At 43.1% G+C, this 23,494-nt stretch carries 21 protein-coding genes and 1 pseudogene; 20 read left to right on the top strand and 2 right to left on the bottom strand.

Annotation, left to right across the window (positions count from 1 at the left end; translation table 11 throughout):
• Positions 1–34: 34 nt before the first annotated feature.
• From ahcY to metH, 5 genes are all read left to right on the top strand, one after another.
• Positions 35–1,459, top strand: a complete 1,425-nt coding sequence (ahcY, locus tag FWE23_06990; GenBank protein ID MCL2845177.1) for an adenosylhomocysteinase — start codon at positions 35–37, stop codon at positions 1,457–1,459.
• 117 nt (positions 1,460–1,576) lie between these two features.
• Positions 1,577–1,900 carry an STAS domain-containing protein gene (locus FWE23_06985; GenBank protein ID MCL2845176.1) on the top strand — a complete coding sequence of 108 codons (324 nt, stop codon included), beginning with the start codon at positions 1,577–1,579 and terminating at the stop codon, positions 1,898–1,900.
• Between the two features lie 16 nt (positions 1,901–1,916).
• On the top strand, positions 1,917–3,836 hold the full coding sequence (locus tag FWE23_06980; protein MCL2845175.1) for a SpoIIE family protein phosphatase: 1,920 nt from the start codon (positions 1,917–1,919) through the stop codon (positions 3,834–3,836).
• A 24-nt stretch (positions 3,837–3,860) separates the two neighbouring features.
• Positions 3,861–4,529 (top strand): HD domain-containing protein, encoded by a 669-nt coding sequence (locus tag FWE23_06975; GenBank protein ID MCL2845174.1) that lies wholly within the window; start codon positions 3,861–3,863, stop codon positions 4,527–4,529.
• Positions 4,530–4,561: 32 nt separating this feature from the next.
• Entirely contained in the window at positions 4,562–7,351 is a 2,790-nt protein-coding gene (gene metH, locus FWE23_06970) for a methionine synthase (protein MCL2845173.1), read from the top strand.
• Between the two features lie 81 nt (positions 7,352–7,432).
• Here the strand turns inward: metH and FWE23_06965 are convergent, their stop codons facing one another.
• Both FWE23_06965 and FWE23_06960 read right to left on the bottom strand, forming a co-directional pair.
• Positions 7,433–7,879 (bottom strand): hypothetical protein, encoded by a 447-nt coding sequence (locus FWE23_06965; protein ID MCL2845172.1) that lies wholly within the window; start codon positions 7,877–7,879, stop codon positions 7,433–7,435.
• Positions 7,880–7,962: 83 nt separating this feature from the next.
• Positions 7,963–9,348 (bottom strand): CCA tRNA nucleotidyltransferase, encoded by a 1,386-nt coding sequence (locus FWE23_06960; GenBank protein MCL2845171.1) that lies wholly within the window; start codon positions 9,346–9,348, stop codon positions 7,963–7,965.
• Positions 9,349–9,410: 62 nt separating this feature from the next.
• Between FWE23_06960 and FWE23_06955 the strand changes: the two genes are divergently transcribed.
• From FWE23_06955 to FWE23_06885, 15 genes and pseudogenes are all read left to right on the top strand, one after another.
• On the top strand, positions 9,411–10,487 hold the full coding sequence (locus tag FWE23_06955) for a hypothetical protein (protein ID MCL2845170.1): 1,077 nt from the start codon (positions 9,411–9,413) through the stop codon (positions 10,485–10,487).
• Positions 10,488–10,529: 42 nt separating this feature from the next.
• A complete protein-coding gene (locus FWE23_06950) occupies positions 10,530–11,255 on the top strand; it encodes a hypothetical protein (protein MCL2845169.1) in 726 nt (241 codons plus the stop codon).
• Positions 11,256–11,329: 74 nt separating this feature from the next.
• Positions 11,330–11,667, top strand: a pseudogene (locus FWE23_06945) (phosphoribosyl-AMP cyclohydrolase).
• 175 nt (positions 11,668–11,842) lie between these two features.
• The gene (gene mgtE, locus FWE23_06940) at positions 11,843–13,207 is read left to right on the top strand and encodes a magnesium transporter (GenBank protein ID MCL2845168.1); all 1,365 of its coding nucleotides are present in this window, start codon (positions 11,843–11,845) and stop codon (positions 13,205–13,207) included.
• Positions 13,208–13,369: 162 nt separating this feature from the next.
• Complete coding sequence (locus FWE23_06935) at positions 13,370–13,567, top strand: type II toxin-antitoxin system HicA family toxin (GenBank protein ID MCL2845167.1); 198 nt, start codon at positions 13,370–13,372, stop codon at positions 13,565–13,567.
• Between the two features lie 16 nt (positions 13,568–13,583).
• Entirely contained in the window at positions 13,584–13,859 is a 276-nt protein-coding gene (locus FWE23_06930) for a type II toxin-antitoxin system HicB family antitoxin (protein MCL2845166.1), read from the top strand.
• A 158-nt stretch (positions 13,860–14,017) separates the two neighbouring features.
• On the top strand, positions 14,018–14,431 hold the full coding sequence (gene fliW, locus FWE23_06925; GenBank protein ID MCL2845165.1) for a flagellar assembly protein FliW: 414 nt from the start codon (positions 14,018–14,020) through the stop codon (positions 14,429–14,431).
• A gap of 3 nt (positions 14,432–14,434) precedes the next feature.
• Positions 14,435–14,707, top strand: coding sequence for a carbon storage regulator CsrA (gene csrA, locus FWE23_06920; protein ID MCL2845164.1), 273 nt, complete (start codon positions 14,435–14,437; stop codon positions 14,705–14,707).
• Between the two features lie 114 nt (positions 14,708–14,821).
• Positions 14,822–17,581: a phosphoenolpyruvate carboxylase gene (gene ppc, locus FWE23_06915; GenBank protein ID MCL2845163.1), complete on the top strand. Its 2,760-nt coding sequence runs from the start codon at positions 14,822–14,824 to the stop codon at positions 17,579–17,581.
• Between the two features lie 11 nt (positions 17,582–17,592).
• A complete protein-coding gene (locus FWE23_06910) occupies positions 17,593–19,320 on the top strand; it encodes an L-lactate permease (protein ID MCL2845162.1) in 1,728 nt (575 codons plus the stop codon).
• A 157-nt stretch (positions 19,321–19,477) separates the two neighbouring features.
• Positions 19,478–21,046: an ATP-binding protein gene (locus FWE23_06905; GenBank protein ID MCL2845161.1), complete on the top strand. Its 1,569-nt coding sequence runs from the start codon at positions 19,478–19,480 to the stop codon at positions 21,044–21,046.
• A 320-nt stretch (positions 21,047–21,366) separates the two neighbouring features.
• Positions 21,367–21,633 (top strand): DUF4160 domain-containing protein, encoded by a 267-nt coding sequence (locus FWE23_06900; GenBank protein MCL2845160.1) that lies wholly within the window; start codon positions 21,367–21,369, stop codon positions 21,631–21,633.
• Positions 21,634–21,644: 11 nt separating this feature from the next.
• Complete coding sequence (locus tag FWE23_06895; GenBank protein MCL2845159.1) at positions 21,645–21,896, top strand: DUF2442 domain-containing protein; 252 nt, start codon at positions 21,645–21,647, stop codon at positions 21,894–21,896.
• 369 nt (positions 21,897–22,265) lie between these two features.
• Positions 22,266–23,123 (top strand): Rpn family recombination-promoting nuclease/putative transposase, encoded by an 858-nt coding sequence (locus tag FWE23_06890; protein MCL2845158.1) that lies wholly within the window; start codon positions 22,266–22,268, stop codon positions 23,121–23,123.
• 138 nt (positions 23,124–23,261) lie between these two features.
• Positions 23,262–23,494: hypothetical protein (locus FWE23_06885; GenBank protein MCL2845157.1), on the top strand; the 233-nt coding region annotated here is incomplete at its 3' end.

The raw sequence follows: 23,494 nt of genomic DNA, 5'->3' as shown, positions 1-23,494 counted from the left end.
AAAATTGGTTTTTAACAAAATAAAAGGAGATTTTATGTTTGATTTGTGGAATGAAGAGCCTTACAAAGTTGCCGATATGGGACTTGCGGATTGGGGCAGAAAAGAACTTGACGTAGCAGAGCACGAAATGCCGGGATTGATGGCGGCTCGCGAAAAATACGGCAAAGAACAGCCGCTTAAAGGCGTTAGAATTATGGGAAGTTTGCACATGACCATCCAAACGGCAGTGCTTATTGAAACGCTGAAAAAACTTGGCGCGGACGTTCGTTGGTGTTCTTGTAATATTTTCTCAACCCAAGACCACGCCGCCGCCGCAATAGCTAAAACGGGAACACCCGTATTTGCGTGGAAAGGCGAAACTTTGGAAGAATACTGGGATTGCACATTTAAAGCGCTTTCGTTCCCCAACGGCAAAGGTCCGCAAATGATAGTTGACGACGGCGGCGACGCAACTTTGCTCATTCACAAAGGCTACGAACTCGAAAACGGCGACCGTTCTTGGGTGGACAGTCCGTCTGACAGCCACGAAGAAAGCATAATTAAAGCGCTTCTTAAAGAAGTTTTTGCGAAAAATCCGAACCATTGGCATAACGTTGTTGCCGAACTTAAAGGCGTCAGCGAAGAGACCACGACGGGCGTTCACAGATTATACGAAATGTTTGACAAAGGCAAATTGCTTGTTCCTGCGATAAACGTAAACGATTCGGTCACAAAATCGAAATTCGATAACCTTTACGGTTGCCGCGAAAGCTTGGTGGACGGCATAAAAAGAGCCACCGACGTTATGATTGCAGGAAAAGTAGCGGTTGTTTGCGGCTACGGCGACGTTGGTAAAGGCAGTGCAAAGTCGCTTTTGGGCTTGGGTGCGCGCGTAATTATCACCGAAATCGACCCGATTTGCGCATTGCAAGCGTCGATGGAAGGTTTCCAAGTGGCAACTGTTGAAGACACTCTCGGTATGGCGGACATTTACGTGACAACCACAGGAAACTGCGATATTATCACCGTTGAGCACATGGCAAAAATGAAAGACCAAGCGATTGTCTGCAACATCGGACACTTCGACAACGAGATTGAGGTCGTTAAATTGGAGCAATTCAACGGAATTAAAAAAGTAAACATTAAGCCGCAGGTTGATAAATACGTTTTCCCCGACGGACACGAAATTTATTTGCTTGCCGAAGGTCGCTTGGTAAATTTGGGTTGCGCAACAGGACACCCGTCGTTTGTTATGTCGAACTCTTTCACAAACCAAACGCTCGCTCAGCTTGACCTGTGGAAAAACAAAGACACATACAAACCGGGCGTATATCGTTTGAGCAAAGAACTCGACGAAGAAGTAGCGCGCTTGCATTTGGCAAAAATCGGCGTGAAACTCACCACGCTAACCGACAAACAAGCGAAATATTTGGGAATAAGCAAGAGCGGTCCTTACAAACCTGAGCATTACAGATATTGATTTTTTTGTGCTTTGCACAAAATTTACAAGGGCGACTTTCGGGTTGCCCTTTTTGTTTGTGCAATATAGTATTTTATACGGGGAAAATTATGGAATTCCTTTTAAAGGAGCAATTTAATGAGTATCATTATCAACACGACAGTAGTCGGCGAGAAAATAGTTTTTGCTATGGAAGGCAGGTTGGACGCCAATACTTCGCCGTCGCTTTGGAACGTTTTGCTTCCGTCTTTTGATAAAATTTCGGAGGGCGGCGATTTGAGACGCGTGGAATTGGACTTTAAAAAAATTAAAGTATTATCTTCCGCGGGACTCAGGATATTGCTTTTGGGTGAAAAAACCGCCAAGGCGAAAGGCGTTGAAATGACGCTCGTTAACGTTAGCGCGGAAATCAAGGAAATATTTGATATGACGGGATTTTCCGATATTTTGAACATAATTTAAGGCGTAGGAGGTTGCAATGTCTGTAAATTTAAAAAAAAGTGCATATTCTAAGGAAAAAGGATTTATATCCGTAAGGACTAAAATTCTTTTGATTGTTTTCGGTTTTTTCTTTGTTTCGTCTTCGGCGTTCGCTTTTTATTCGTTTTTTTCCATATCCGATTATAAGCGCATACGTTTAGAAAACGTCAGAAAGGAAATCGAACTGGAAACTGAGACGGTAAACAAAGTAATCGCTCAGATTGGACAGGCGGCGATGTTTTCGGCGTCGGTCGCGCGAACAACGTTGAAGAATCAGTCAAGGGAACTTGGCGAGGAATTAACGTATCAGATTATGAGAAATACCGATGTTGCCGCGGGAGTAGGCTTTTATTTTGCGCCGTATCGTTTTAATCCGAGAATAAGACAGGCGGGCGTTTATGCGTTTATCGCAGAGAACGGCGATGTTAAAATGGAAGATTTTGCTTACGTTGAAACTCAATATGATTATTTGAAATCGGGTTGGTATATCGAAATTTCGCGCCTTTTGGACAGACCGAACAAGGTCGTTTGGACTCGTCCGTATATTGACGATTCGGGAACGTATTCCCTTATGACTACGGCGGGCGCTGGCGTGTTTGACGAAGACGGCAATCTTATCGCTTTATCGACGGTTGACTGGAAAATCAGCGAAATAATTGAAAAATTGACGGAAATAAAGCCCTCCAAAGGAAGTTTTGCAATATTGTCCGCCCCCGAAAAAGATTTGATTATATCCAACACTCTTACAAAGGACGGCACGGGAGAAGCGTTAAGCGACCTTTCTTGGGATATAAACGCCGATTACTTTGAATTGGACGGGACAAAATTTATGACCTTCAACCGCGTTATGGACAACGGTTGGCTTTTGTCGATACTGGTTCCCGCAAAAGAAATTTTTGCCGAAGTGGAAGCGCGAACGACAATATTTATAATAATAACGGTGATATTGGTGATTTTAATGCTGCTTTGCGTGTATTGGTTAATTTCGATTTTGGTGAATAAACCGATTAAGTATTTGGTTTCGGAAGTTGCGGAATTGGGTAGCGGAAATCTGGATAAAAAAGTAGAAATCGCTTCCAAAGACGAATTGGGAATGTTTGCGGCGACTTTCAATAAAATGACGGTCGAACTGAAAGCGTCAATAGAACAAAACGCAAGAGAACAGGCGGAAAAAGAGCGGCTGGGCGCGGAATTAAGCATTGCAACGCAAATCCAAACAAGCGTGTTGCCGCGTGTTTCTACTCCTTTTCCAAATCGCACGGATTTCGATATTTACGCCGATATGTTGCCTGCAAAAGAAGTCAGCGGAGATTTTTATGATTTCTTCTGGGTTTCTCCGAAAACGCTTGCGGTGATTATTGCGGACGTATCGGGCAAGGGCATTCCGTCGGCGCTGTTTATGATGGTCGCCAGAATACTCATAAAAAACAACGCGCAGGCAGGCAAATCACCGAAAGAGGTATTTGAATTTGTGAATAATCTGCTCTGCGAAAACAACGAGGCGAGTATGTTTGTTACGGCGTTTATGGGCTATCTTGACATATCCGACGGAAAATTAACATTTGTGAACGCGGGACATAATCCGCCGATTTTGTTCAGCGACGGCAAATACGACTACCTCAGAAAAAAGGGCGGCTTTGTGCTTGCGGGAATGCAGAATACGTCGTATATTCAGGAAGAAGTTGTAATGCAGGCGGGCGACGAATTGTTTTTATATACCGACGGCGTAACGGAAGCGGAAAACACGGAAGGCGCGTTTTTCGGCGAGGCGCGTTTGATTTCGCTCTTAAATAAAAATACTAATTTGCCGCTTAAAAAATTGATTGGGGTTGTTAAAAGCGATGTAAATAAATTTGCAGACGGCGCGGAACAAGCGGACGACATTACAATGCTTGCGCTTAGGTACAAGGGAAAATGAGAGCGCAACTTAAAGGGGGGATATATGCCTGAAAAGAATGATGCTACCGTGGATGTGCACAACTCACTGCTTAAGGCAATGGCGGAATTGGTTGAATTGCGCGACGATGTGACAGGCGGACATATTGAGCGTACACAGCGTTATTTAAGCATTCTGTTTTTAGAAATGCAGGAGCGCGGTATCTATTCCGAAGAAACGTCGAAGTGGGAAGGGGATATAGCCACGTTGCTCAGGTCTTCACAATTGCACGACATCGGAAAAATCGCTGTTAGGGACTGTGTTTTACTGAAACCGGGCAAACTGACTGAGGAAGAATTTGAACAGATTAAAACTCACGCCTTGGAAGGTGAAAAATTCCTTGAAAAAATTCAAAAAGACGCCAACGGACAGATTTGTTTGGAATATGCGAGGATTTTTGCGGGCTACCACCACGAAAAATGGGACGGAAGCGGCTATCCCAGAGGGCTTAAAGGCGAAAATATTCCCTTGCTCGGCAGATTGATGGCGATTGTGGACGTCTATGACGCGCTTGTTGTTGAACGACCATACAAAAAGGCGTTTCCGCACGAAGAAGCGGTAAAAATAATTAAGGAAGGCAGTGGAACGCATTTCGACCCGATTTTGGTCGATTTGTTTCTCGATATTTCCGAAGTATTTGAGGCTATCCTTGCGCTTCACGCAGAGGGTAAGTAATAAAACCGACAAGAAATAAAAAAGGAGAAAAAATGAATAGATTTGATTTATTACGTCAAAAAATGAAAGAAAAAATCCTCGTCCTCGACGGAGCGACAGGAACGGAAATTCAAAAGTACAATCTTAGCGAAAGCGATTACAGCAAGGGAATTTTTGCGGATTGCAAAGTACCGCTCAAAGGCAACAACGACGTTTTACCGATTACCCGCCCCGATATAATTTACGAATTGCACAAAAGATATTTTGAAGCGGGAGCGGATATTGTCGATACCTGTTCTTTTAACGCAAACTCTGTTTCTCAGGCGGATTACGGCTTAGAGGACAAAGTCGCGCTTCTAAATTACGAAGCGGCAAAAATCGCGCGAAAAGCCGCGGACGACATCGAAAAAGCGACGGGAATTCCACGCTTTGTTTCGGGTTGCGTGGGACCGACAAGCAAAACCGCTTCGATGTCGCCCGACGCCGAAAATCCCGCCGCTCGCGCCGTTAGTTTTGACGAATTGGCGGACACATTTTATGTCGCCGTCGAAAACCTTATTAAAGGCGGCGTTGACTGCATTATTCTCGAAACTCAATTTGACGCGCTCAATACAAAAGCGGGAATTTACGCCGTGCAAGAATACAACAGAAAGCATAACGTCGATGTTCCGATTATGATTTCGGCGACGATTTCGGACGCTTCGGGCAGACTTTTGACAGGGCAAACCGTTGCGGCGTTTTATGCAAGCGTTATGCACGCAAATCCTATTTCTATCGGGCTTAATTGCTCTTTGGGCGCGGATTTGCTTGAGCCGTATGTAGAAGAATTGGCGAAAATCGCAAACTGCGGTATTTCGTGCCACCCAAACGCAGGGCTTCCCGACGAACTCGGAAACTACGTTGAAACTCCCGAAGAAATGGTGAAAACTATCGAAAATTGGGCTAAAAAAGGACTTGTGAATTTTGTCGGCGGCTGTTGCGGAACAACCCCCGCGCACATAAAAGCGGTGGCGGATTGTGTGAAGAAATACAAACCGAGAAATGTTAGGGCGAAAGATGTTTCGCCCCTACAAACAGACGGCGATACGCGTAGGGGCGAAACATCTTTCGCCCAAAATGCAGATTGTCAAAATATGCTATTATCAGGTCTCGAACTTTTTGAAATGCGCAAAGATTTGCTTTTTACAAACATCGGTGAAAGAACAAACGTTGCGGGAAGCGCAAAATTCGCCCGTTTAATTCGCGAGAAAAACTACGAAGAAGCGCTGAAAATCGCCCGCGAACAAGTCGAAAACGGCGCGCAAATAATCGACGTAAACCTTGACGACGCAATGCTCGACGCCGAAGAAGAAATGAAAACCGTGCTGAATTATTTCGCAAGCGACCCCGCAGTAAACAGCGTTCCCGTAATGATAGACAGTTCCAAATGGGAAGTCATTGAGGCGGGGCTTAAATGTAGCGGCGGAAAAACGGTCGTCAACTCAATTTCGCTTAAAGAAGGCGAAGAAAAATTTGTCGAACACGCAAAAAAAATAATGCGTATGGGCGCCGCGGTTGTAGTTATGGCGTTTGACGAAAAAGGTCAGGCGGACACAAAGGCGCGCAAAATAGAAATCTGCGAGCGTTCTTACAACATTCTTAAAAACATCGGCTTTAACGAAGAAGACATAATTTTTGACCCGAACATCTTTGCCGTTGGAACAGGGCTTGACGAACACCGAAAATACGCGATTGATTTTATTGAAGCGACGGCGGAAATCCGCAAAAGAATGCCGAAAGCGCATATTTCTGGCGGCGTAAGCAACGTATCTTTTTCTTTTCGCGGAAACAATCAACTGCGCGAGGCAATTCACTCGGTTTTCCTCTATTACGCCGTAAAAGCGGGAATGGATATGGGAATAGTGAACGCGGGCGTTATCCCAAGCTACGACGAAATCGACGTCGAACTCAGAGAAAAAATTGAAGATTTGCTTTTCGACAAAAACGATGACGCGGCGCAGAATTTGCTGGATTTTGCGCAAACTTTAAAGAACGACAACGTAAAAGAAACAAAAACCGCGCAATGGCGAAATTTGCCTGTTGCAGAACGTCTCGCGCATTCGCTTGTAAGCGGAATTACGGATTTTATCGAAGAAGACATCGTCGAAATTCAAAAGGAGTTTGAGAGCGCGGTATCAATTATCGAAGGTCCGCTGATGGACGGAATGAATAAAGTCGGCGAACTTTTTGGTAGCGGAAAAATGTTTTTGCCGCAGGTTGTAAAGAGCGCGCGGGTAATGAAAAAAGCCGTCGGCGTTTTGCAGCCCCAAATCGAAGCGGAGAAAAAAGGCGCCGCCTCGTCAAGCGGAAGAATTCTCTTGGCAACAGTAAAAGGCGACGTTCACGACATCGGAAAAAATATTGTCGCGATAGTTTTGCAATGCAACAATTACGAGGTCATAGATATGGGCGTTATGGTGTCCTGCGAGGATATTTTAGACAGAGCGCAATCCGAAAAAGTAGATATGATAGGGCTTTCGGGCTTGATAACCCCGTCTCTCGAAGAAATGACGACTATCGCGAAAAAAATGAACGAGCGCGGTATGAAAATCCCGCTTGTCTTGGGCGGAGCGACAACGTCAACTATTCACACGGCTGTAAAAATCGCGCCCGAATATGAGTTCGGCGTAATCCAAGTAGGCGACGCCTCGCTTATCCCGGGGGTTGCGAAAAAACTTCTGGGCGCGGAGAAAAACAAATATCTCGACGAAATAAACGCGAATTACGAAAGATTAAGAACCGAACGCGAAGGCAGACAAAGCGAAAAAGTATCGCTGGAAGAAGCACGGAAGAATAGGGGATAATTTTTACAAAGAAAAAAAAGAAAAAAGGATGAACGAAATGTTCATCCTTTTTTTTATCGCTTAGTAGAATTTTGCGGACAATCAATAAGCATTGAGTTCGCCGAAAACATCTTCAGTGTCTTCGTCTTTAGGTGTTTTGTAGTCCTTTGTCGGCTTGCTCAGTTTTTTCATTTCGCATTGGTTGCCGCTTTTCCATTCGTGAATAATTGTGTTGCAAAATTCGCATTCTAACTTGCCGCCGTCTCTTGACGTGGAATGCTTTTGGGAAATGCTGTATGTCGCTCCGCAGGTTTCACATTCTTTTTTGAATTCAAATATTTTGTAATTTTGCTTTGTCGGTCCTGCAAGCTGTCTTAAATAACATATACGTCCGCCGTTCCATTCGTGTATTTTGAAGCCGCAATTAGAGCATCTTATTTCACCTTTTTCTGTTGTTGGGTGCGACTCTTCCATAACATTGAATTTTGACCCGCAATTATCGCAGTTTTTTTCAAGATGTCTTACGCTTCTTATTTTTCTTTCTTCCATAATATGGCAAAGCTCCTTAATTATTTCATTATTTTGATGGTAATATAATATTTTGCATACTTATAAATGTCGATTTTATATTATCAAAGTCGATTTTTTGCAAAATCAAGCGCTTGTTCTTTGGTATCGAGTAGTCCGTCCATTTGATTTTCGTAGATTTCTTTGAGCAAATCTCCTAAAATTTTGCCTTGAGTAAAGCCCATTGCCAATAAATCGTCGCCTTTTACAAGCGGGAGAGGTTTTATCTCTTCGGGAGGGATTTCTTCGATTTTTTTCAGCAGAAATTCGGCGTTGTCCATCATTCCGTGGCTTGAAAAACAGTCGGCTTCGTGCAGAATTATTTCGATGTCTATAGTTTCGCGAGCCAAAAATGTGTTGAGCTTGCTTTTTTTCATTTTTTGCACGAACATAAATTTCATGTGATTGCGAATGCAGGCGCCAATATCTTTTGTTTCGGCGGACGACATTTTTAAACGTCGGGCGATTTCATAAGTTATGTCCGCGCTTTTTTCGTCGTGGCGGTTAAATCTTATTCTGTCTTCAATGGTTTTAGTGTCGGGTTTTCCGATGTCGTGAAGAAGAGTACTCCATACCAGAACACTGCGTTTGTGGCGGTCTTGCAGGACTTCTGTTTGGTCGGCTCTGAGAGTGTTTTTATCGGCGATGTATCGGTTTATCAGGTCTTCCAAGTATTCCATTGCAAGCATTGTATGCTCGAAACAATCGCCTTCAGGGTGATATTCGGGCGGCTGTTCGACCCCTTTCATTCTGCAGATTTCGGGTAAAATATGCTCTAAAAGTCCTGTCTCGTCGAGTATTCGGAGGGTTTTAGCGGGTGCGGCGCAGAAGGAAAGCGTCAGTTCTTTACAAATTCTTTCGGCGGAAATTTTTGAGATGTTTCTGGCGAGTGTTTTTATTGCCGAAAAGGTGTTTTCTTCGATTTGAAAACCGAAGCGCGCCGAAAATCTTATTGCTCGCAAAAGCCGCAGGTAATCTTCATTAAATCTGTCGAGCGGTTCGCCTATCGTGCGAATTATTCTTTTTTGCAAATCTACCTTTCCGCCGACAAAATCGATAATCGTTTTTGATACGGGATTGTAAAACATTCCGTTTATGGTAAAATCGCGGCGAAATGCGTCTTCGCGGGAGGTGGCGAACGAGATTTCTTCGGGGCGGCGACCGTCGATATATTGCCCGTCGCTTCTAAAAGTCGCAACATCAAAGGCAAGTCCGTGTTTTATGACCAAGACAACTCCGAACGAAACACCGACCTCTTTTGTGTTGTCAAACAGATTTATAATGTCTTTCGGATGTGCTGAAGTAGCAATATCTATGTCGGGAGACGCGCCTGCGGGGAAGTCCAAAAGCATATCGCGCACAAAACCGCCCGCAAAGTATGCTTCAAAGCCGTTGTTTATCAATTTTACAACAATCGATTTTGCTATTGCTTCTGTGTCGTCCGAAAACATATTTTATCCTTGTTAATTTTTAGAAAAATAATTCTTGCCGAAAGGTGAAAGGTGGTTTTTGTATGAAAAAATTTGTTTTAGTTGCTTTGATGATTGCAATTACGATGGTTTTATTTGGTTGTGCGAGTGGTCCCGAAGCGAGAGGTGAAGCGGCTTGGAGAGAAGCTATGCGTGCGCCCGAAAATTCGACTACTCGTCTTGTCAGACAGAGAGAAGCATACGTAAGGTTCAGAGAAGCGTTTTATGCCGCGAATGAAAAAGGCAGAATTACTCCGAAACTCTTGAACAATTATCTTATGTCGGCGATTGTTAGAGCGGAATTCATTTTTAACGAGACGCAATCTCCGCACGCTCCTGCAGTTAAAATCATTCGCGACGATATAGAAACCGCCCTTAAAATGGACGGTGTTAGCAATGAAGTCCGAGACGCTTATGCGAGATTTCTGGTGTCGATTGCGCGCCATCATTATGACCAAGACGGCGTAATAACTCGCGCCATAACCGAGTTGGAAGCGGCAAGAACAGTCGCGGCAAACTCGAGATTTGTCGATGTGGTTATAGCCGATATGAAGAACGAGTTTGCGCAAATACAAATTTTGACCGCTCAAAATTTTATTGCCGAAGCGCAACGTTCAAGACAGCCGCTTGACTTTATTCGTGCCGAATATTATGCAAGAGTGGTTCAGCATTTTGCTCCCGAAAACGAAGAAGCAAGAAGAATACTCGGTGAAACCCGTCGCGAATTGGTACAGTTTTTGACTGCTTTTGAAGCGGCGATAACCGATTATCCCGACACCGCGCTTTTCAGACAGATAAATTCCGACGGCGTTATAATGGCTGTTCAGTCGGTAAGCACCGTCAGAGGCGAAACTGTTTTAGCAGTCGAACTTCACAATGCGTCATTTGCCAACATAATACCTCAAGCGGGAATGTTTAAGATTGTTCTTGCGGACGGAACCGAAATTCCTGCAACAAGCATTACTTTTGAAAGAAGAGCAATTCAACAGCGCCACACAGTTGCGGGAAGATTGAATTTCAGAGGCAATATAGCAAGAAACAACATTGCAAGAGTAGAGTTTCAGGCAAGACTTGGCGATGAAAACGCTCCGCTTGTTGTTGGCACTAAATTTTTGCAATAAGAGCCTTGAATGGTATAAATTAAGGTTAAGGAAAACTGCGCAATGAGTAAAGCGATTAAAACACTTTTAGTAGTATTTTTGTTTTGCTCGTTGTGCTTTTCTCAAAGAGAGCTGAACCCTGACGGCTATCGCGGAATAGCGTGGGGAAGTTCGGTCGCCGAGGCGCAGGCGATTTTACAAGAAGTGCCGCTTACTCAGCTTACAGCTCGTCCGCGAACGGCTTCTTTTCCTGCGGAATTAAATATTGCGCGCTACCAAATTCTCAGAGACACTGTCGCAGGTTATCCCGCAAGAACAACGCTGTATTTTTTCGACGACCAATTTTTTCAGGCGGTTGTTGATTTTGATTTCAGCCGATTTACAAGATTTGACTTTAATTTTAACGTGTTTATTTCCGTTGAGCGATATTTTAACTATATTCGTACTAACACGCTTAATTTTGTCGCCGACATTTACACTCTTTTGACTGAAAGATACGGAAGAAGACAGCCTGTTTTTCGCACGCTTGACCCTCGATACACTTTTGTAGCGCTCGATAATTACCTTGCGCAAGAGAGGTGGAATTTGCGCTATAATCCGTCGGAATTTTACAGAGCAATACAAACTCAATCTTTTGCGCAATGGCGATTTCCGCGAACGGAAGTGCGCTTTTCCATAGCGATTAACGCCGCGGACAAGCGTTTTGAGTATGTGCTTTCTCTCGCCTCGACCGACTTAATGGGACAGATTGAGCGAGATATAACTAATGTTCGCACGAGAGGGCTTTAATGAACGCTGATTTGGAAGAAACGCTTGAATTACGCCTTGATTTTGATAAGCTTTCGCAAATCGGCGCAAAAAATATGGGAGTAATCCCCGTAGCCGTGCAAAACGCCGACACAAACGAGGTTATTTTAATCGCGTACGTAAATAAAGAGGCGCTGGATTTGTCGATAAAAACAAAAATCGCGACATTCTTCAGCACTTCGCGAAATGAAATTTGGTGAAAGGCGCGACATCGGGCGCAGAATTTGAATTAACGGATATTTTTGTAAATTGCGAACAAAATTCGTTCGTTTATAAAGTTCGTCCCAAAAAAGAAAATATATGCCACACAAAAAACCAAAAAGGCGAAGCACGAAACTGCTATTATCGCAAACTCGACTTTGAGACGGGAAAGCTGGTAAAGATTGATCCGTAAAAAAAACATCACCAATCATCAAAAACTACAGTGATTTGTTGCAAAATACCCAAAAATACGTAAAATCTGCGTTAAAAATAAATTCTGCGCGCAAGTTTATTCGGGCATAAATTATTTTGGCTTGCTTATTACCCGACAATTGCAAAATAATCACAAGATTGTAGGAGACTTTATTATGCTAAGCAGAAAAGACATTACGGAATTAGTTAAAGAAAACGATACTGAGAACTTGAAAATTGTGCTTGACGCCGCAGAAAATATGGAAATTCTGCACGCGTTTCACGATTTGTTGCCTGAAAAACAGATTATTGTATTCGACCTGCTGGAAAAAAACAGCGCCTTGTTTGTATTTAAAGAATTAGATACGGACGAACAGCAAAACTTACTGCGTTCTTTTCCGGAAGAAAAAATTATAGAATTTGTAAGCGAACTTGCTCCCGACGACCGCGTTCGGTTATTAGAGGGCTTGTTTGAAGGTATGAGAGATAAAATAATAAGCTCTCTTCCGCCTGCCGAGCAAGCCGATACCAATATTTTGATGAGTTATAAGCCTGAAACAGCAGGTCGTATAATGACTACAAAATATATTTCTTTAGAAAGCGACATAACGGTTGAGCAGGCAATTGCTTCCGTGCGCGAACAAGCCTTAAATCAAGAAACAATATATACATTATATGTAAAAGACGCCGACGGAAAATTACTGGGTGTTCTTTCGCTGAAAGAGCTTTTGACAACAGACGGCAACGCTAAAATAGAAAGTATAATGCTTCAGAAGCCAATAAGAGTGAGCGCCGATACCGACCAAGAAGAGGCTGCCCGACTTTTGCAGACAATGGACTTTTTGTCGCTTCCCGTTGTGGATGAAAACAATAAAATGCTCGGCATAGTAACGATTGACGACGCAATGAACGTATTGGAAGAAGAGACCACCGAGGACATCTACGACCAAGCGGGACTTGCGGATATCACAAGCAACGAACAAGGCAGAAGCGAAGTTTTAATTTTCGGAAATTTATGGGATATATGGAAAGTGCGCCTGCCGTTTTTACTTGCAACGCTCGGGCTCGGCATGCTTTCGGGAATTATTATCGACGTGTACGAAGAAGTTCTCGCCAAGGTAACGGCGGTTGCGATATTCATACCCGTAATTATGGGAATGGGCGGAAACATAGGCACGCAATCGTCCGCGGTTTTTGCGAGGGCGGTCGTATTGAAGCACATCAAAATAAAGAAATTCGTAAAGCCGTTTTTAAAAGAAATCGGCGTTGGGTTTAGTATTGGCGTGTTGGTAGGCTTAATATCGGGAGCTATTGCGACGTTTTGGCTTGGAATGCCTATGCTTGGAGTTGCCGTCGGACTTGCAATGGCAATAACTATGACCACGGCAAGCATGCTCGGATTTTTAATTCCTTACATCCTAATTCGCCTAAACATAGACCAAGCAGCGGGCTCGGCGCCGATAATAACAACCTTAAAAGACTTTTTGGCGCTTCTTATTTATTTTGTAAGCGTAAGTATTTTTCTGGGGAATATGTTGTAGGAAAACGCTTGCTGTTTGTTGGCAAATAAAATTCCTGCAACTTTAGATATTTTTCAAGAATTGCAGGAATTTTTTGTTTTTCTGTTTATTGTCCGCGCCAAATATTATTTTACCAAAATCAGAATGAATTTAGCCTAATAATGAGCAGAGAGTGAGAGAAAAGTGGGATTAACCGCGAAAGATGTGATGGCGATACTTAAAGAAAACGGTTGGGAATGCAGAGGTGTTAAGGGTTCGCATCACATATTCACCAAAAACGGATTTCGCAGTATTCCCGTTCCGCTTCACGGAGGAAACAAGGATTTGGGTGTTTTCGCTAACAGAATCCTTAAAGAAGCGGGAATTTCGAGAAGAAAATGAGGAAAGGAGTTTGGATATGTTCTACAATTGTAATATAACAGAGGAAGACGGGATGTATATCGCTCAGTTTCCCGATATGCCAAACGTTCTGACATACGGAGAAACTTATGAAGAAGCGATTGCTATGGCGCGAGACGCTTTAGACGCAGTATTGACCACCGAAATTGAAGACGGGCATAAAATTCCCGCGTCGAGATACAAGCGCGGGGTGCCGATAGCTGTTTTTCCCGACACGGAAAAATTACTTCCAAAAAACAGCGTTTGTTATGCAAGTGATTTAGCGTTTGCTTAAAAATGCGAATAACACACTAAGAGACGTTGCTTTTTGCGGCGTCTCTTGTGATTTTTATCACGAAAATGGTGAAAAATTATACAAAATCTCAAAAATAATACATTTTATTTACGGCAAAAGGTATTTTTGCGCGGAAAATTTTTAGGAGATACCGGAAATTGGAAAAGATTTATGAAAATTTAGTTTATTCGGCGGACGATGTCATAACATTCGCAGACGGCGTTCCGGGGTTTGAAAGCAATAAGAAATTTGTGATTGTCAGGAACGAAAACTATGCCCCTTTCGAGTGGCTTGTTGCAGTTGACGGCGAGAAATTGCGTTTTGCTATGCTGAACCCGATGGTGGTATATCCGGAATACGCGCCGAACATTTCAAAAGCACAGGTTGAAGGTCTTAATTTATGCGACACGGAAGACGTGTTGATGTATGTGTTTGTGACTGTGGCGGAAAATCCGAGCGATTCTACAATGAACCTTATGGCTCCGATTGTAATCAATACAAAGGAGAAAGTCGGCAAACAGGTTATCTTGGATAACTCTCCCTACTCAACACGCGAACCGGTTGTGAGGTAGGCAATGCTCGTATTGACAAGAAAAGAAGGCGAAAGTATCCGTATCGGCGATAATATATCGATAAAGATTGTGTCGATTGACGGAAACAACTGCAAGGTTGGAGTGGAAGCGCCGCGAAATATAAGTGTAAACCGCGAGGAAGTTTATCTGAAAATTAAATCGGAAAACTTGACTGCCGCGACAAACGATAATGTGGATTTCGGAAAATTTGCAGGACTTATAAAGGCAAATCCGACGACTGCTTCACAACAGCCGTTGAAAAATTTGTTCAAATAGGTCGAACTGGAAAGTAAAATCAAAAATTAGAAATTGTTAACATAACATAATCAAAGGAAGGGGAGGTGCACTATGTTGTATTTACTCGAAAATGACGGAAACGCAGCGGTCGATATGGTAAAGTCGAACGAGGCATTGCAGAGTGATATTCGCCTGCTTGGGAAAATTTTAGCGGAAGCAATTCGCAGTGTGGAAGGACCGCAGGTTTTTGAAAGAGTTGAGACTCTGCATAAATTTGCCGTGCGCTATTATCGCGGCAATAACGAGTCCGCTCGTGCTGAAATGGAAAATCTTTTGAAAAATTTATCCGATGTCGATGTGAATAAAATCACCAGTGCAATCGGATATTACTCGGCTTTGGTGAATATCGCCGAAGACCACCATCATATACGCCGTTGGCGCGCACACCAAAACGTTAAGGGTGCGTCGGCGCGCGAAGGCAGTTTGGAAGCGAGCATTGCGCTTTGCAAAGAACACGGTTTTGGCGACGAAAAATTGAAGGATTTCTTCCGCAACGCCTACATCGCTCCGATTTTGACCGCGCACCCGACGGAAGTGCAACGTCAAACCACGTGGAAAATTCTTAACGCTATTTCTGCGTTGCTCGAAAAGCGCGACGGAATGGTAGATATTACAAAAGAAGAACAAGACGAAATTGAAGCCGAACTCGGCGTGAAAATACTTACGCTTTGGCAAACGCGCGTACTTCGCCGCTCAAAACTTACTGTTTTGGACGAAGTGAAAAACGTTATGTCATTCTTTGACTCGACATTCTTGACAGCGGTTCCGAAATTGTATAAATCGGTAGAAAAAGCAATCGGCGAAACCGATTTGCCGCCGTTCTTGCATATTGGAAGCTGGATAGGCGGCGACCGCGACGGCAACCCGTTTGTAAGCGCGGAAGTTATGGAAAGCGCGCTTTATTATCAAGTGAAATTGGCGTTTAACTTCTATATTTCTGAAGTAAAGCAATTATACAGAGACCTTTCGCTTACAAGCAACAGAATTAAAGGTATTACGCCCGAATTGGCAAAACTCGGCGAGCAGTCGCCCGATAAAGACGCGCAACGCGCGGACGAGCCGTATCGTTTGGCTCTTGCGGGTATAAAGGCGCGTTTGGAAGCGACAAGAGACGTGCTTGTAGTCTCGGAAAAACTGCTTTCCGGCAATGAAGTAGGCGCGGCTCCTTATGCTACGCCCGAAGACTTTACGGCAGACCTTGTCATAATAGAGCAATCGTTAAAAGGACACGGCTCTCAGCTGTTGGCTCAAGGAAGATTGGGCGATTTGTTGCGTGCTGTTCGCGCGTTCGGTTGGACGCTTGCACCGCTTGATATTCGTCAGAACTCGGCGGTTCACGGCGCGGTAATTGCGGAACTTTTTGAGTTTTGCGCACCGGGAACAAATTATGAAAAAATGGACGAAGAAGCGAAAATAAAAATCCTGCTTAAGGAACTCGAGTCAGCGCGCCCGTTGGTGTCGGCACACGCTAAATACAGCGAAGATACCGCTAAGGAATTGGCAATATTTAATGCCGCTCGCAAGGCTCATTTGCGCTATGGAAAAGGCTGTATTCGCACTTCCATAATATCTATGACCAACGAACTTTCGGACATTCTGGAGCTTGCGGTATTGCTTAAAGAAGCCGGAATATTGCGCATATACGAAAACGCGCTCGACTTAAATCTTGTGCCTTTGTTTGAAACAATTCAGGATTTGCGCGATTCGGCGGGCATTATGGATAAACTCCTTTCATTGCCTGTATATCGCAAGTTGCTTGAGTCGCGTAATAATGTTCAGGAAATTATGGTCGGATATTCCGACAGCTGTAAAGACGGCGGCTACCTTACGTCTCGTTGGGAACTTTATCGCGCCGAAATCGGTTTGGTTGAAACTTTCAAGAAACACGGCGTGAAGATTTGCTTCTTCCACGGTCGCGGCGGTTCGGTCGGTCGCGGCGGCGGTCCGAGCTATCAGGCGATTGTCGCTCAGCCCAAAGGCGCTGTGGAAGGCTATATCCGCTTGACGGAACAAGGCGAAGTAATATCGGCGAAATACGGTAGTCCCGAAGTCGGCAGACGAAATCTTGAAGTTATTGTAGCGGCGACTTTGGCTGCAACCGCTGTTCCGTCGCTTGCAGAGCCGTCGGAAGAGGGATACTTGAAAGTATTTGACGACCTTTCGGAGTCGTCTTTTGCGGCTTACAGAGGCTTGGTTTACGAAACGCCCGGATTTGAAGATTATTTCTGGCAATCAACCGTTATTTCGGAAATTGCTTCGCTTAATATCGGCTCGCGCCCAGCTTCCAGAACAAAAAGCCGCAGTATCGAAAATTTGCGCGCTATTCCTTGGACGTTCTCGTGGTCGCAATGCCGCATAATGCTCACAAGCTGGTATGGTTTTGGAACGGCAATCGATAAATTCCTGCAGAAGCACGGAAAAGAAGAAGGTATGGCGCTTCTTCGTAAAATGCACAAAGATTGGTCGGTCTTCTCTACTATGCTTTCTTGTATGGATATGATTTTGGCTAAAGTTAATATGGATATTGCAGAGCGCTATTCCGTATTGGTCGAAGACGAGGCGTTGCGTAATAAAATATTCTCTATGATTAAAGCGGAATACGAGCGTTCGTGCGAATATCTGCTTGCAATAACCGAGCAAAAATCTTTACTTGAAGGCAACAGTTTGCTTCGCAGAGTTATAGACAGCCGCAGTCCGTATATCGACACGCTTAACTACGTGCAAATTGAGATGATGCGCCGTTATCGCGAGCAAACAAAATGCGGAAATCCCGAAGAGGCGAGCGACCGCATTCGCAGAGGCATACACATTTCAATAAACGGAATTGCTTCACTTTTGCGTAATAGCGGTTAGGAGAAAGCGTTTTGGAACTCATTGCGAATAACAGTTTGGCTATGACGCTTTTGGCGCTTTTGCCTATCCTTAGTTTGTTGGCGCTTTTGCTTTTTGTTAAGCATCCCAAAACCCAAAAACCGCTTTCGGTTCCGATGGCGGGGGGTATATCGCTGGCGATTTCTTTGGTTGTCGCGCTCGGATTTTTCGGTATGCCTTGGTATTCGGGTTTGCCGATTGCGGTCGGAAAAGCCTTGTGGCTTGCGTTTTTTGTCTCGCTTATCGTATGGGGCGCATTGCTTCTGTACCACTTGGTAAGCGATTTTGGGGCGATAAACGTAATAAACAAAAACATTGAGCGTTTTGTAAAAGACAGATTTGTCGCTTTCGTTTTGCTTGCGTGGCTCTTTACGGGCTTTTTGCAAGGAATTGCGGGCTTTGGAGTTCCTGCCGTTATTGTAACGCCTATTCTTATTGCCCTTGGATTTAACCCCGTCAAGTCATTGGCGGCGGCGCTCCTCGGGCACTCGTGGGCTGTAACTTTCGGCTCAATGGGCGCGGCATTTTTTGTTATCAGCGGTCTTACCGGCGTTCCCTTAGAGGATTTGGGAATTCCCGTGTGGATATTTAACGCAATAGGTATTCTTACGACGGGTATCGGCGTTTGCTGGCTCAGCGACGGATTTAAGGGCGTTAAAAAAGGTCTTGTTTTCGTAATTCCTGTGTCTCTCGTAATGGTAATCGTTCAATATTTCACCATTCAGTTTGAGATGTTTGCGCTTGCAGGGCTCAATGCGGCTCTTGCGGGACTTGTGGCAATGTTCTTGCTTTACAAACTTATGGCGCGCGGCAAAGAGGAAAAAGGCGCAAGCGGTTTCTACAAAGATAAACTCAATTTGGCGCAAGCGGTTTTTCCTTACGCGCTTATATTTGCTTTGTTAATATCGTTCCAATTGTTTGACTTACTCGACGCTCCCGATACCCCGCGAAACGAACAGTTCCGCAACAGAATAGGTATCGCGTTTGACTTCCCCGGTTGGAATTACGACACGAATAATCCGAGCGCGGTTTGTTCCGGTTCACAGGTTATTCACGGAAGAGACAGCGACGGAAATCCCGTTATCAGACACGGAGTATCGCCTGCGCCTAACTTTAATCGCATAAGATTGTTTGTTCACCCGTTCCTTGTGCTTTTACTTGCCTCTATCGCCGCTTGCATAGTCTATAAAAGAGCGGGAATTTGGGATAAGGAAAAAGGCAGAAACGCAGTCAGAAAAACCGTTCAAAAAGGCATACCCGCAACGCTTGCATTGCTTGCGCTCGGAAATATGTCGCTTATTATGATGGATTCGGGAATGAGCAACAAACTCGCTTACGCCATTGCAACTTTGGTAGGACCTCTCTTTCCGTTAATTTCGCCGTTCTTTGGAGTGCTCGCAAGTTTCTTGACGGGAAATAACACCAACGCAAACATTTTGTTCGGCAATTTCCAATACGCCGTTGCATACCGTTTGGGAATAAGCACGGCGGTAATGTCTGCGGCGCAATCGATATCGGCTTCGGTAGGTGTGGCGATAGGACCAACTCTCGTTCTTATGGCGGCGCTTGCAAGCGACCAGAAAGATAAAGTGTCCGACACTCTGAAAACCTTAATTCCGATAATGCTTATTATCGCCTTGGTGATGGGGATAGCAAATTTTGCTTTGCTTAACCTCGGGCTTTATGAGGAAATACTGAAGTTTTTGGGGCGAGGCGGTTGATTAGGAAGCGAACATCGCCTAACTTAAAAAAGGCAAGCGCAAAACTCCCGTAGGGGCGAAACATCTTTCGCCCCTACAAAAAAAACGCTTCTGCTGTTTTTCTTCTTGCGCAAAACGTATTTTTGTAATAGCGAAAGATAAAAAGGGGAATCAAAATATGCGCGAATTTAACGTAACAGGACTTTGTGTGCCCGATTTGCATTATATGGCAGACACGAGTGAAAAAATTTCACAAATAGTACAACTTGTGGAAGCAGGTAAGTATTTCTCCATAAACCGCGGTCGTCAATACGGAAAAACGACAACGCTTTTTTTGTTGCAAGAACAACTTGTAGAAGATTATACCGTAATTTCGATTAGTTTTGAGGGTGTGAGCGACAAAACATTTGACGATGAAGCCGAATTTTGTCAAGGATTTCTTGGTTTGTGCGCAAAATATTTTACAGAAAGAGAATTGCCCGGCTCTGAAATTTGGATAGACGCGTCGATTACCGCCTTTGATTTGCTAGACGCTTTTTTAAGTAAAGTTTGCAAAAAGCAAAAGTTCGTTTTAATGATAGACGAGGTTGATAAAACCTCAAACAACACCATTTTTTTGAAATTTCTTGGAATTCTGCGCGACAAATACCTTAAAAGACCTCAAAAAGCCGGCGCAACATTTCAAAGTGTAATTTTAGCAGGCGTTTATGATATTAAAAACCTTAAAGTAAAAATGGTGCAAGCAGGAACTCATCAACTTAAAGACGGCGAAAAACGCCTAAATTCACCTTGGAATATAGCGATTGATTTTGAAGTGGATATGTCGTTGAGCGTTAAAGAAATCGCGTCTATGCTTATGGAATACGAAAAAGATCACAAATCCGGAATGGATATTCAAGCGGTTGCCCAAGAAATCCGCGATTATACAAGCGGCTATCCGTATCTTGTTTCACGGATTTGTCAGCGAATAGAAAATAATTTGAATAAAAATTGGACAAAAAACGGCGTTTTGGAAGCGGTAAAACTAATTCTTCTGGAAAAAAGTACTCTTATTGACGATTTAGGTAAAAATATTTTAGCCGACAAAGAACTATCTGACTTGCTTTATGACATAACGATAAACGGCGAGGATTATAAATTCAACACGACCGACTATGCTATGGATTTAGGACATACTTTCGGATACATAAAAAACCAAAACGGAAAAGCAGTCATAGATAACACGATTTTTGAATTGATTATTTATGAGCATTTTATCACGGAAAAACAGCGAAAAGGCATTCGTATAAACAGAGTCCTTTCAAACGACGTAATAAAAGACGGCAAGTTTGACATGAAACTTTGCATAGAGAAATTTACACAACATTATTACGAACTTTATCGTGAAAGCGGAAAAGATTTTTTAGAAAATGAATGCCGAATGTTGTTCTTGACTTATCTACGCCCTTTGATAAACGGCGCCGGTTTTTATCATATTGAAAGTGAAACCCGTAATGCCAGAAGAACAGACGTTATTGTGGACTACAACACAGAACAATTTATCGTAGAATTAAAACGCTGGTATGGCGATTCTGCACATAAAGAAGCATACGACCAACTTTGCGGATACTTAGACGGCAAAAACAAAGATGTGGGCTTCTTGCTTACATTCGATTTTCGCAGCGAAAAAAATATCGGTAAACCGCAATCGAAATGGATAGAGCATAAAGGCAAGAACATTTTTGATTGTATAGTTGGTTTCGGATAAACGCCGGAAATCATGTAAAAATCAGAAAAAAATCACCAACCCCCAAGCATTTCATCCCCACCGCTCTCTGCCAAATAGTATTTTATTATCCGGAATCAGGTTTTCAGGGACAAAAACACTAAAACATAGGTTGCTCTATGGTTATAGAAACGACAATTTCTATCATTTGCAATACCATCTTCCACGCCCCGACAACCGCGAACACATTCGCGAAATCACTTGTGTGCCAATAAAAAACCGCCAAATACAAAATAATCCCGCCCACTGTCAAAACAATATAGTATTTTATAATCATTTAAGAAAATAAAAAAGGAGCAAGTATGCCTGTTTTGTCATTGTTTTACGGAATTATTGTTCGTATGTATAGAGAAGTTTCAGGAAAACATAATAAGCCGCATATTCACGTAGAATACGCAGGAGAGGAAGTCGTAATATCACTTGATGGAGAGGTGCTTGACGGCTCTGTTCAGAAATCAAAAATGAAACTTGTCGAGGCGTGGATGGAAATACATCGTGAAGATTTAGAAGCAAACTGGAAATTGCTTTCTAACGGAGAGCAATATTTTAAGATTGAGCCGCTAAAATAAGGTGGTAAAAAATGCTGTGTCCAAAGATTGTAAGTATAAAACCGCTTGAAGGTTATAAGGTAAAACTTGATTACGAAACAGGGGAAGTAAAACTGTTTGATGTTCTGCCCTATATGTCGGGGGAATGGTATGGAGAATTATATAATTACGATTATTTCAAATCGGTTCATTTGGTTTCAAGCGGTTACGGGATTGAATGGGGAAACGGACAAGACATTGCTCCGCACGAATTATATGATATGAGTATTGCCGTAGGATGTTGAAAAAATACAAAGAACAGGCGTAGAATTAGCATAAAATATTTCTCTTCCTCTATACGATACAAAGAATCCCCACAAAATCCACCACCGCCCCTTGACATTCCCCCTCCCCAATAACGTATATTATACACGAAGACTTTCATAAAAACACAAAGAAAGGTTGCTCTATGGTTGTTAGAATCGACAATTTTGGCATTCGCGATATTGGCATTGATTAACTTCAACGCCGTTCTCCACGCCTCCGCAACCGCGAACACATTCGCGAAATCACCTATGTTTACCTACAAATAAAGAATAGATGAAAATTTACCTGTTTTTGCTTAGCGGCAAATATTATATTATATAACAATTGCATTAAAACAAGGAGAAAATGTGAGCGCAAAAGCAAACAGGGAATACAAGGACAGCGTTTTTACAAGTTTGTTCGGTGAAAAAGATACACTTTTGGAGTTATACAACGCAATACAAAACACAAACTACGGCAAAGACACCGATATAAAAATAACAACTTTGGAAAACGTGCTGTATAAAGGGCAGGCAAATGATATTTCGTTCGTAATAGACGGCAAAATAGTTGTTTTAATAGAACACCAATCGACTATAAACGAAAATATGCCGCTTCGGATGTTATCTTACATAGAAAGCGTTTACAAAAAGATAATAAAGAGAAAGGACATATATAAAAAACTAAAAATAAGAATACCCTATCCTGAATTTATAGTTCTGTATAACGGAAAGGACAAATATCCGTCGAAAAAAACGCTGAAGTTGTCGGATATGTTTAAGAAAAACGAAGCCGGCAAATGTCCGATAAATCTTGAGTTGCTTGTGCAGGTTTACAACATTAATCAGGGATATAATCCCGAATTTGCACAGAAAAGCGATGCGTTAGGCGGTTATGAAATGCTTGTTGCGCGGGTTCGTTATTATTTGTTAAAAAAGAAAAAAACGCTGAAAGAGGCGATAGATCTTGCTATAAAAGACTGCATAAACGAGGGCAAAATAGCAGAGTTTTTAGAAAGTCATTCAGAGGAGGTAAAAGATATGTTGTTAAGAGAATGGAAATTAGAGGACGAATTGGAGGGCGAAAGATCGGACGGTATGGAAATTGGAATGCGCAGAGAAAAAGAACGAATAGCCATAAACATGCTGAAAGATGGCGTGGATGCCGATACCGTAGCGCGATATACAGGTCTCTTCATCGACGACATCCTGCGTTTGGAATACTGAGTTGAAGTAAACACCCAAAAACTATGGGCGGATACCACTATCCGCCTTTTTTTCACCTCCACCCCTTGACATTCCCCCTCACCAATAACGTATATTATACACGAAGACTTTCATAAAACCACAAAGAGGGGTTGCTCTATGGTTGTAGAAACGACAATTCTATCATTCGCAATATTGGCTTTGATTAAATTCAACACCATCTTCCATGCCCCAACAACCGCGAACACATTCGCGAAATCACCTGTGTTTACCCCCCCCCCCCCCCCCCCCCCCCGAGCCCTCTTGCTACCAATATACCCCGAGTCCACAAAGGAATACAAAAAACAAAAACACCTAAAAAAATCAAAAAAACACACTCTTTCTCTGGGACT

Source organism: Chitinivibrionia bacterium (assembly GCA_009779925.1).
GTDB lineage: Bacteria > Fibrobacterota > Chitinivibrionia > Chitinivibrionales > Chitinivibrionaceae > WRFX01.
This window is presented reverse-complemented; position numbering and strand designations above follow the sequence as displayed.

Coding starts and splice junctions, on each gene's coding strand:
- ppc (MCL2845163.1), top strand. CDS start 14,822: ATGGTAAAGTCGAACGAGGCATTGCAGAGTGATATTCGCCTGCTTGGG.
- FWE23_06960 (MCL2845171.1), bottom strand. CDS start 9,348: ATGTTTTCGGACGACACAGAAGCAATAGCAAAATCGATTGTTGTAAAA.
- FWE23_06930 (MCL2845166.1), top strand. CDS start 13,584: ATGTTCTACAATTGTAATATAACAGAGGAAGACGGGATGTATATCGCT.
- FWE23_06965 (MCL2845172.1), bottom strand. CDS start 7,879: ATGGAAGAAAGAAAAATAAGAAGCGTAAGACATCTTGAAAAAAACTGC.
- metH (MCL2845173.1), top strand. CDS start 4,562: ATGAATAGATTTGATTTATTACGTCAAAAAATGAAAGAAAAAATCCTC.
- ahcY (MCL2845177.1), top strand. CDS start 35: ATGTTTGATTTGTGGAATGAAGAGCCTTACAAAGTTGCCGATATGGGA.
- FWE23_06955 (MCL2845170.1), top strand. CDS start 9,411: ATGAAAAAATTTGTTTTAGTTGCTTTGATGATTGCAATTACGATGGTT.
- FWE23_06975 (MCL2845174.1), top strand. CDS start 3,861: ATGCCTGAAAAGAATGATGCTACCGTGGATGTGCACAACTCACTGCTT.
- csrA (MCL2845164.1), top strand. CDS start 14,435: ATGCTCGTATTGACAAGAAAAGAAGGCGAAAGTATCCGTATCGGCGAT.
- FWE23_06950 (MCL2845169.1), top strand. CDS start 10,530: ATGAGTAAAGCGATTAAAACACTTTTAGTAGTATTTTTGTTTTGCTCG.
- FWE23_06980 (MCL2845175.1), top strand. CDS start 1,917: ATGTCTGTAAATTTAAAAAAAAGTGCATATTCTAAGGAAAAAGGATTT.
- mgtE (MCL2845168.1), top strand. CDS start 11,843: ATGCTAAGCAGAAAAGACATTACGGAATTAGTTAAAGAAAACGATACT.
- FWE23_06985 (MCL2845176.1), top strand. CDS start 1,577: ATGAGTATCATTATCAACACGACAGTAGTCGGCGAGAAAATAGTTTTT.
- FWE23_06900 (MCL2845160.1), top strand. CDS start 21,367: ATGCCTGTTTTGTCATTGTTTTACGGAATTATTGTTCGTATGTATAGA.
- FWE23_06895 (MCL2845159.1), top strand. CDS start 21,645: ATGCTGTGTCCAAAGATTGTAAGTATAAAACCGCTTGAAGGTTATAAG.
- FWE23_06905 (MCL2845161.1), top strand. CDS start 19,478: ATGCGCGAATTTAACGTAACAGGACTTTGTGTGCCCGATTTGCATTAT.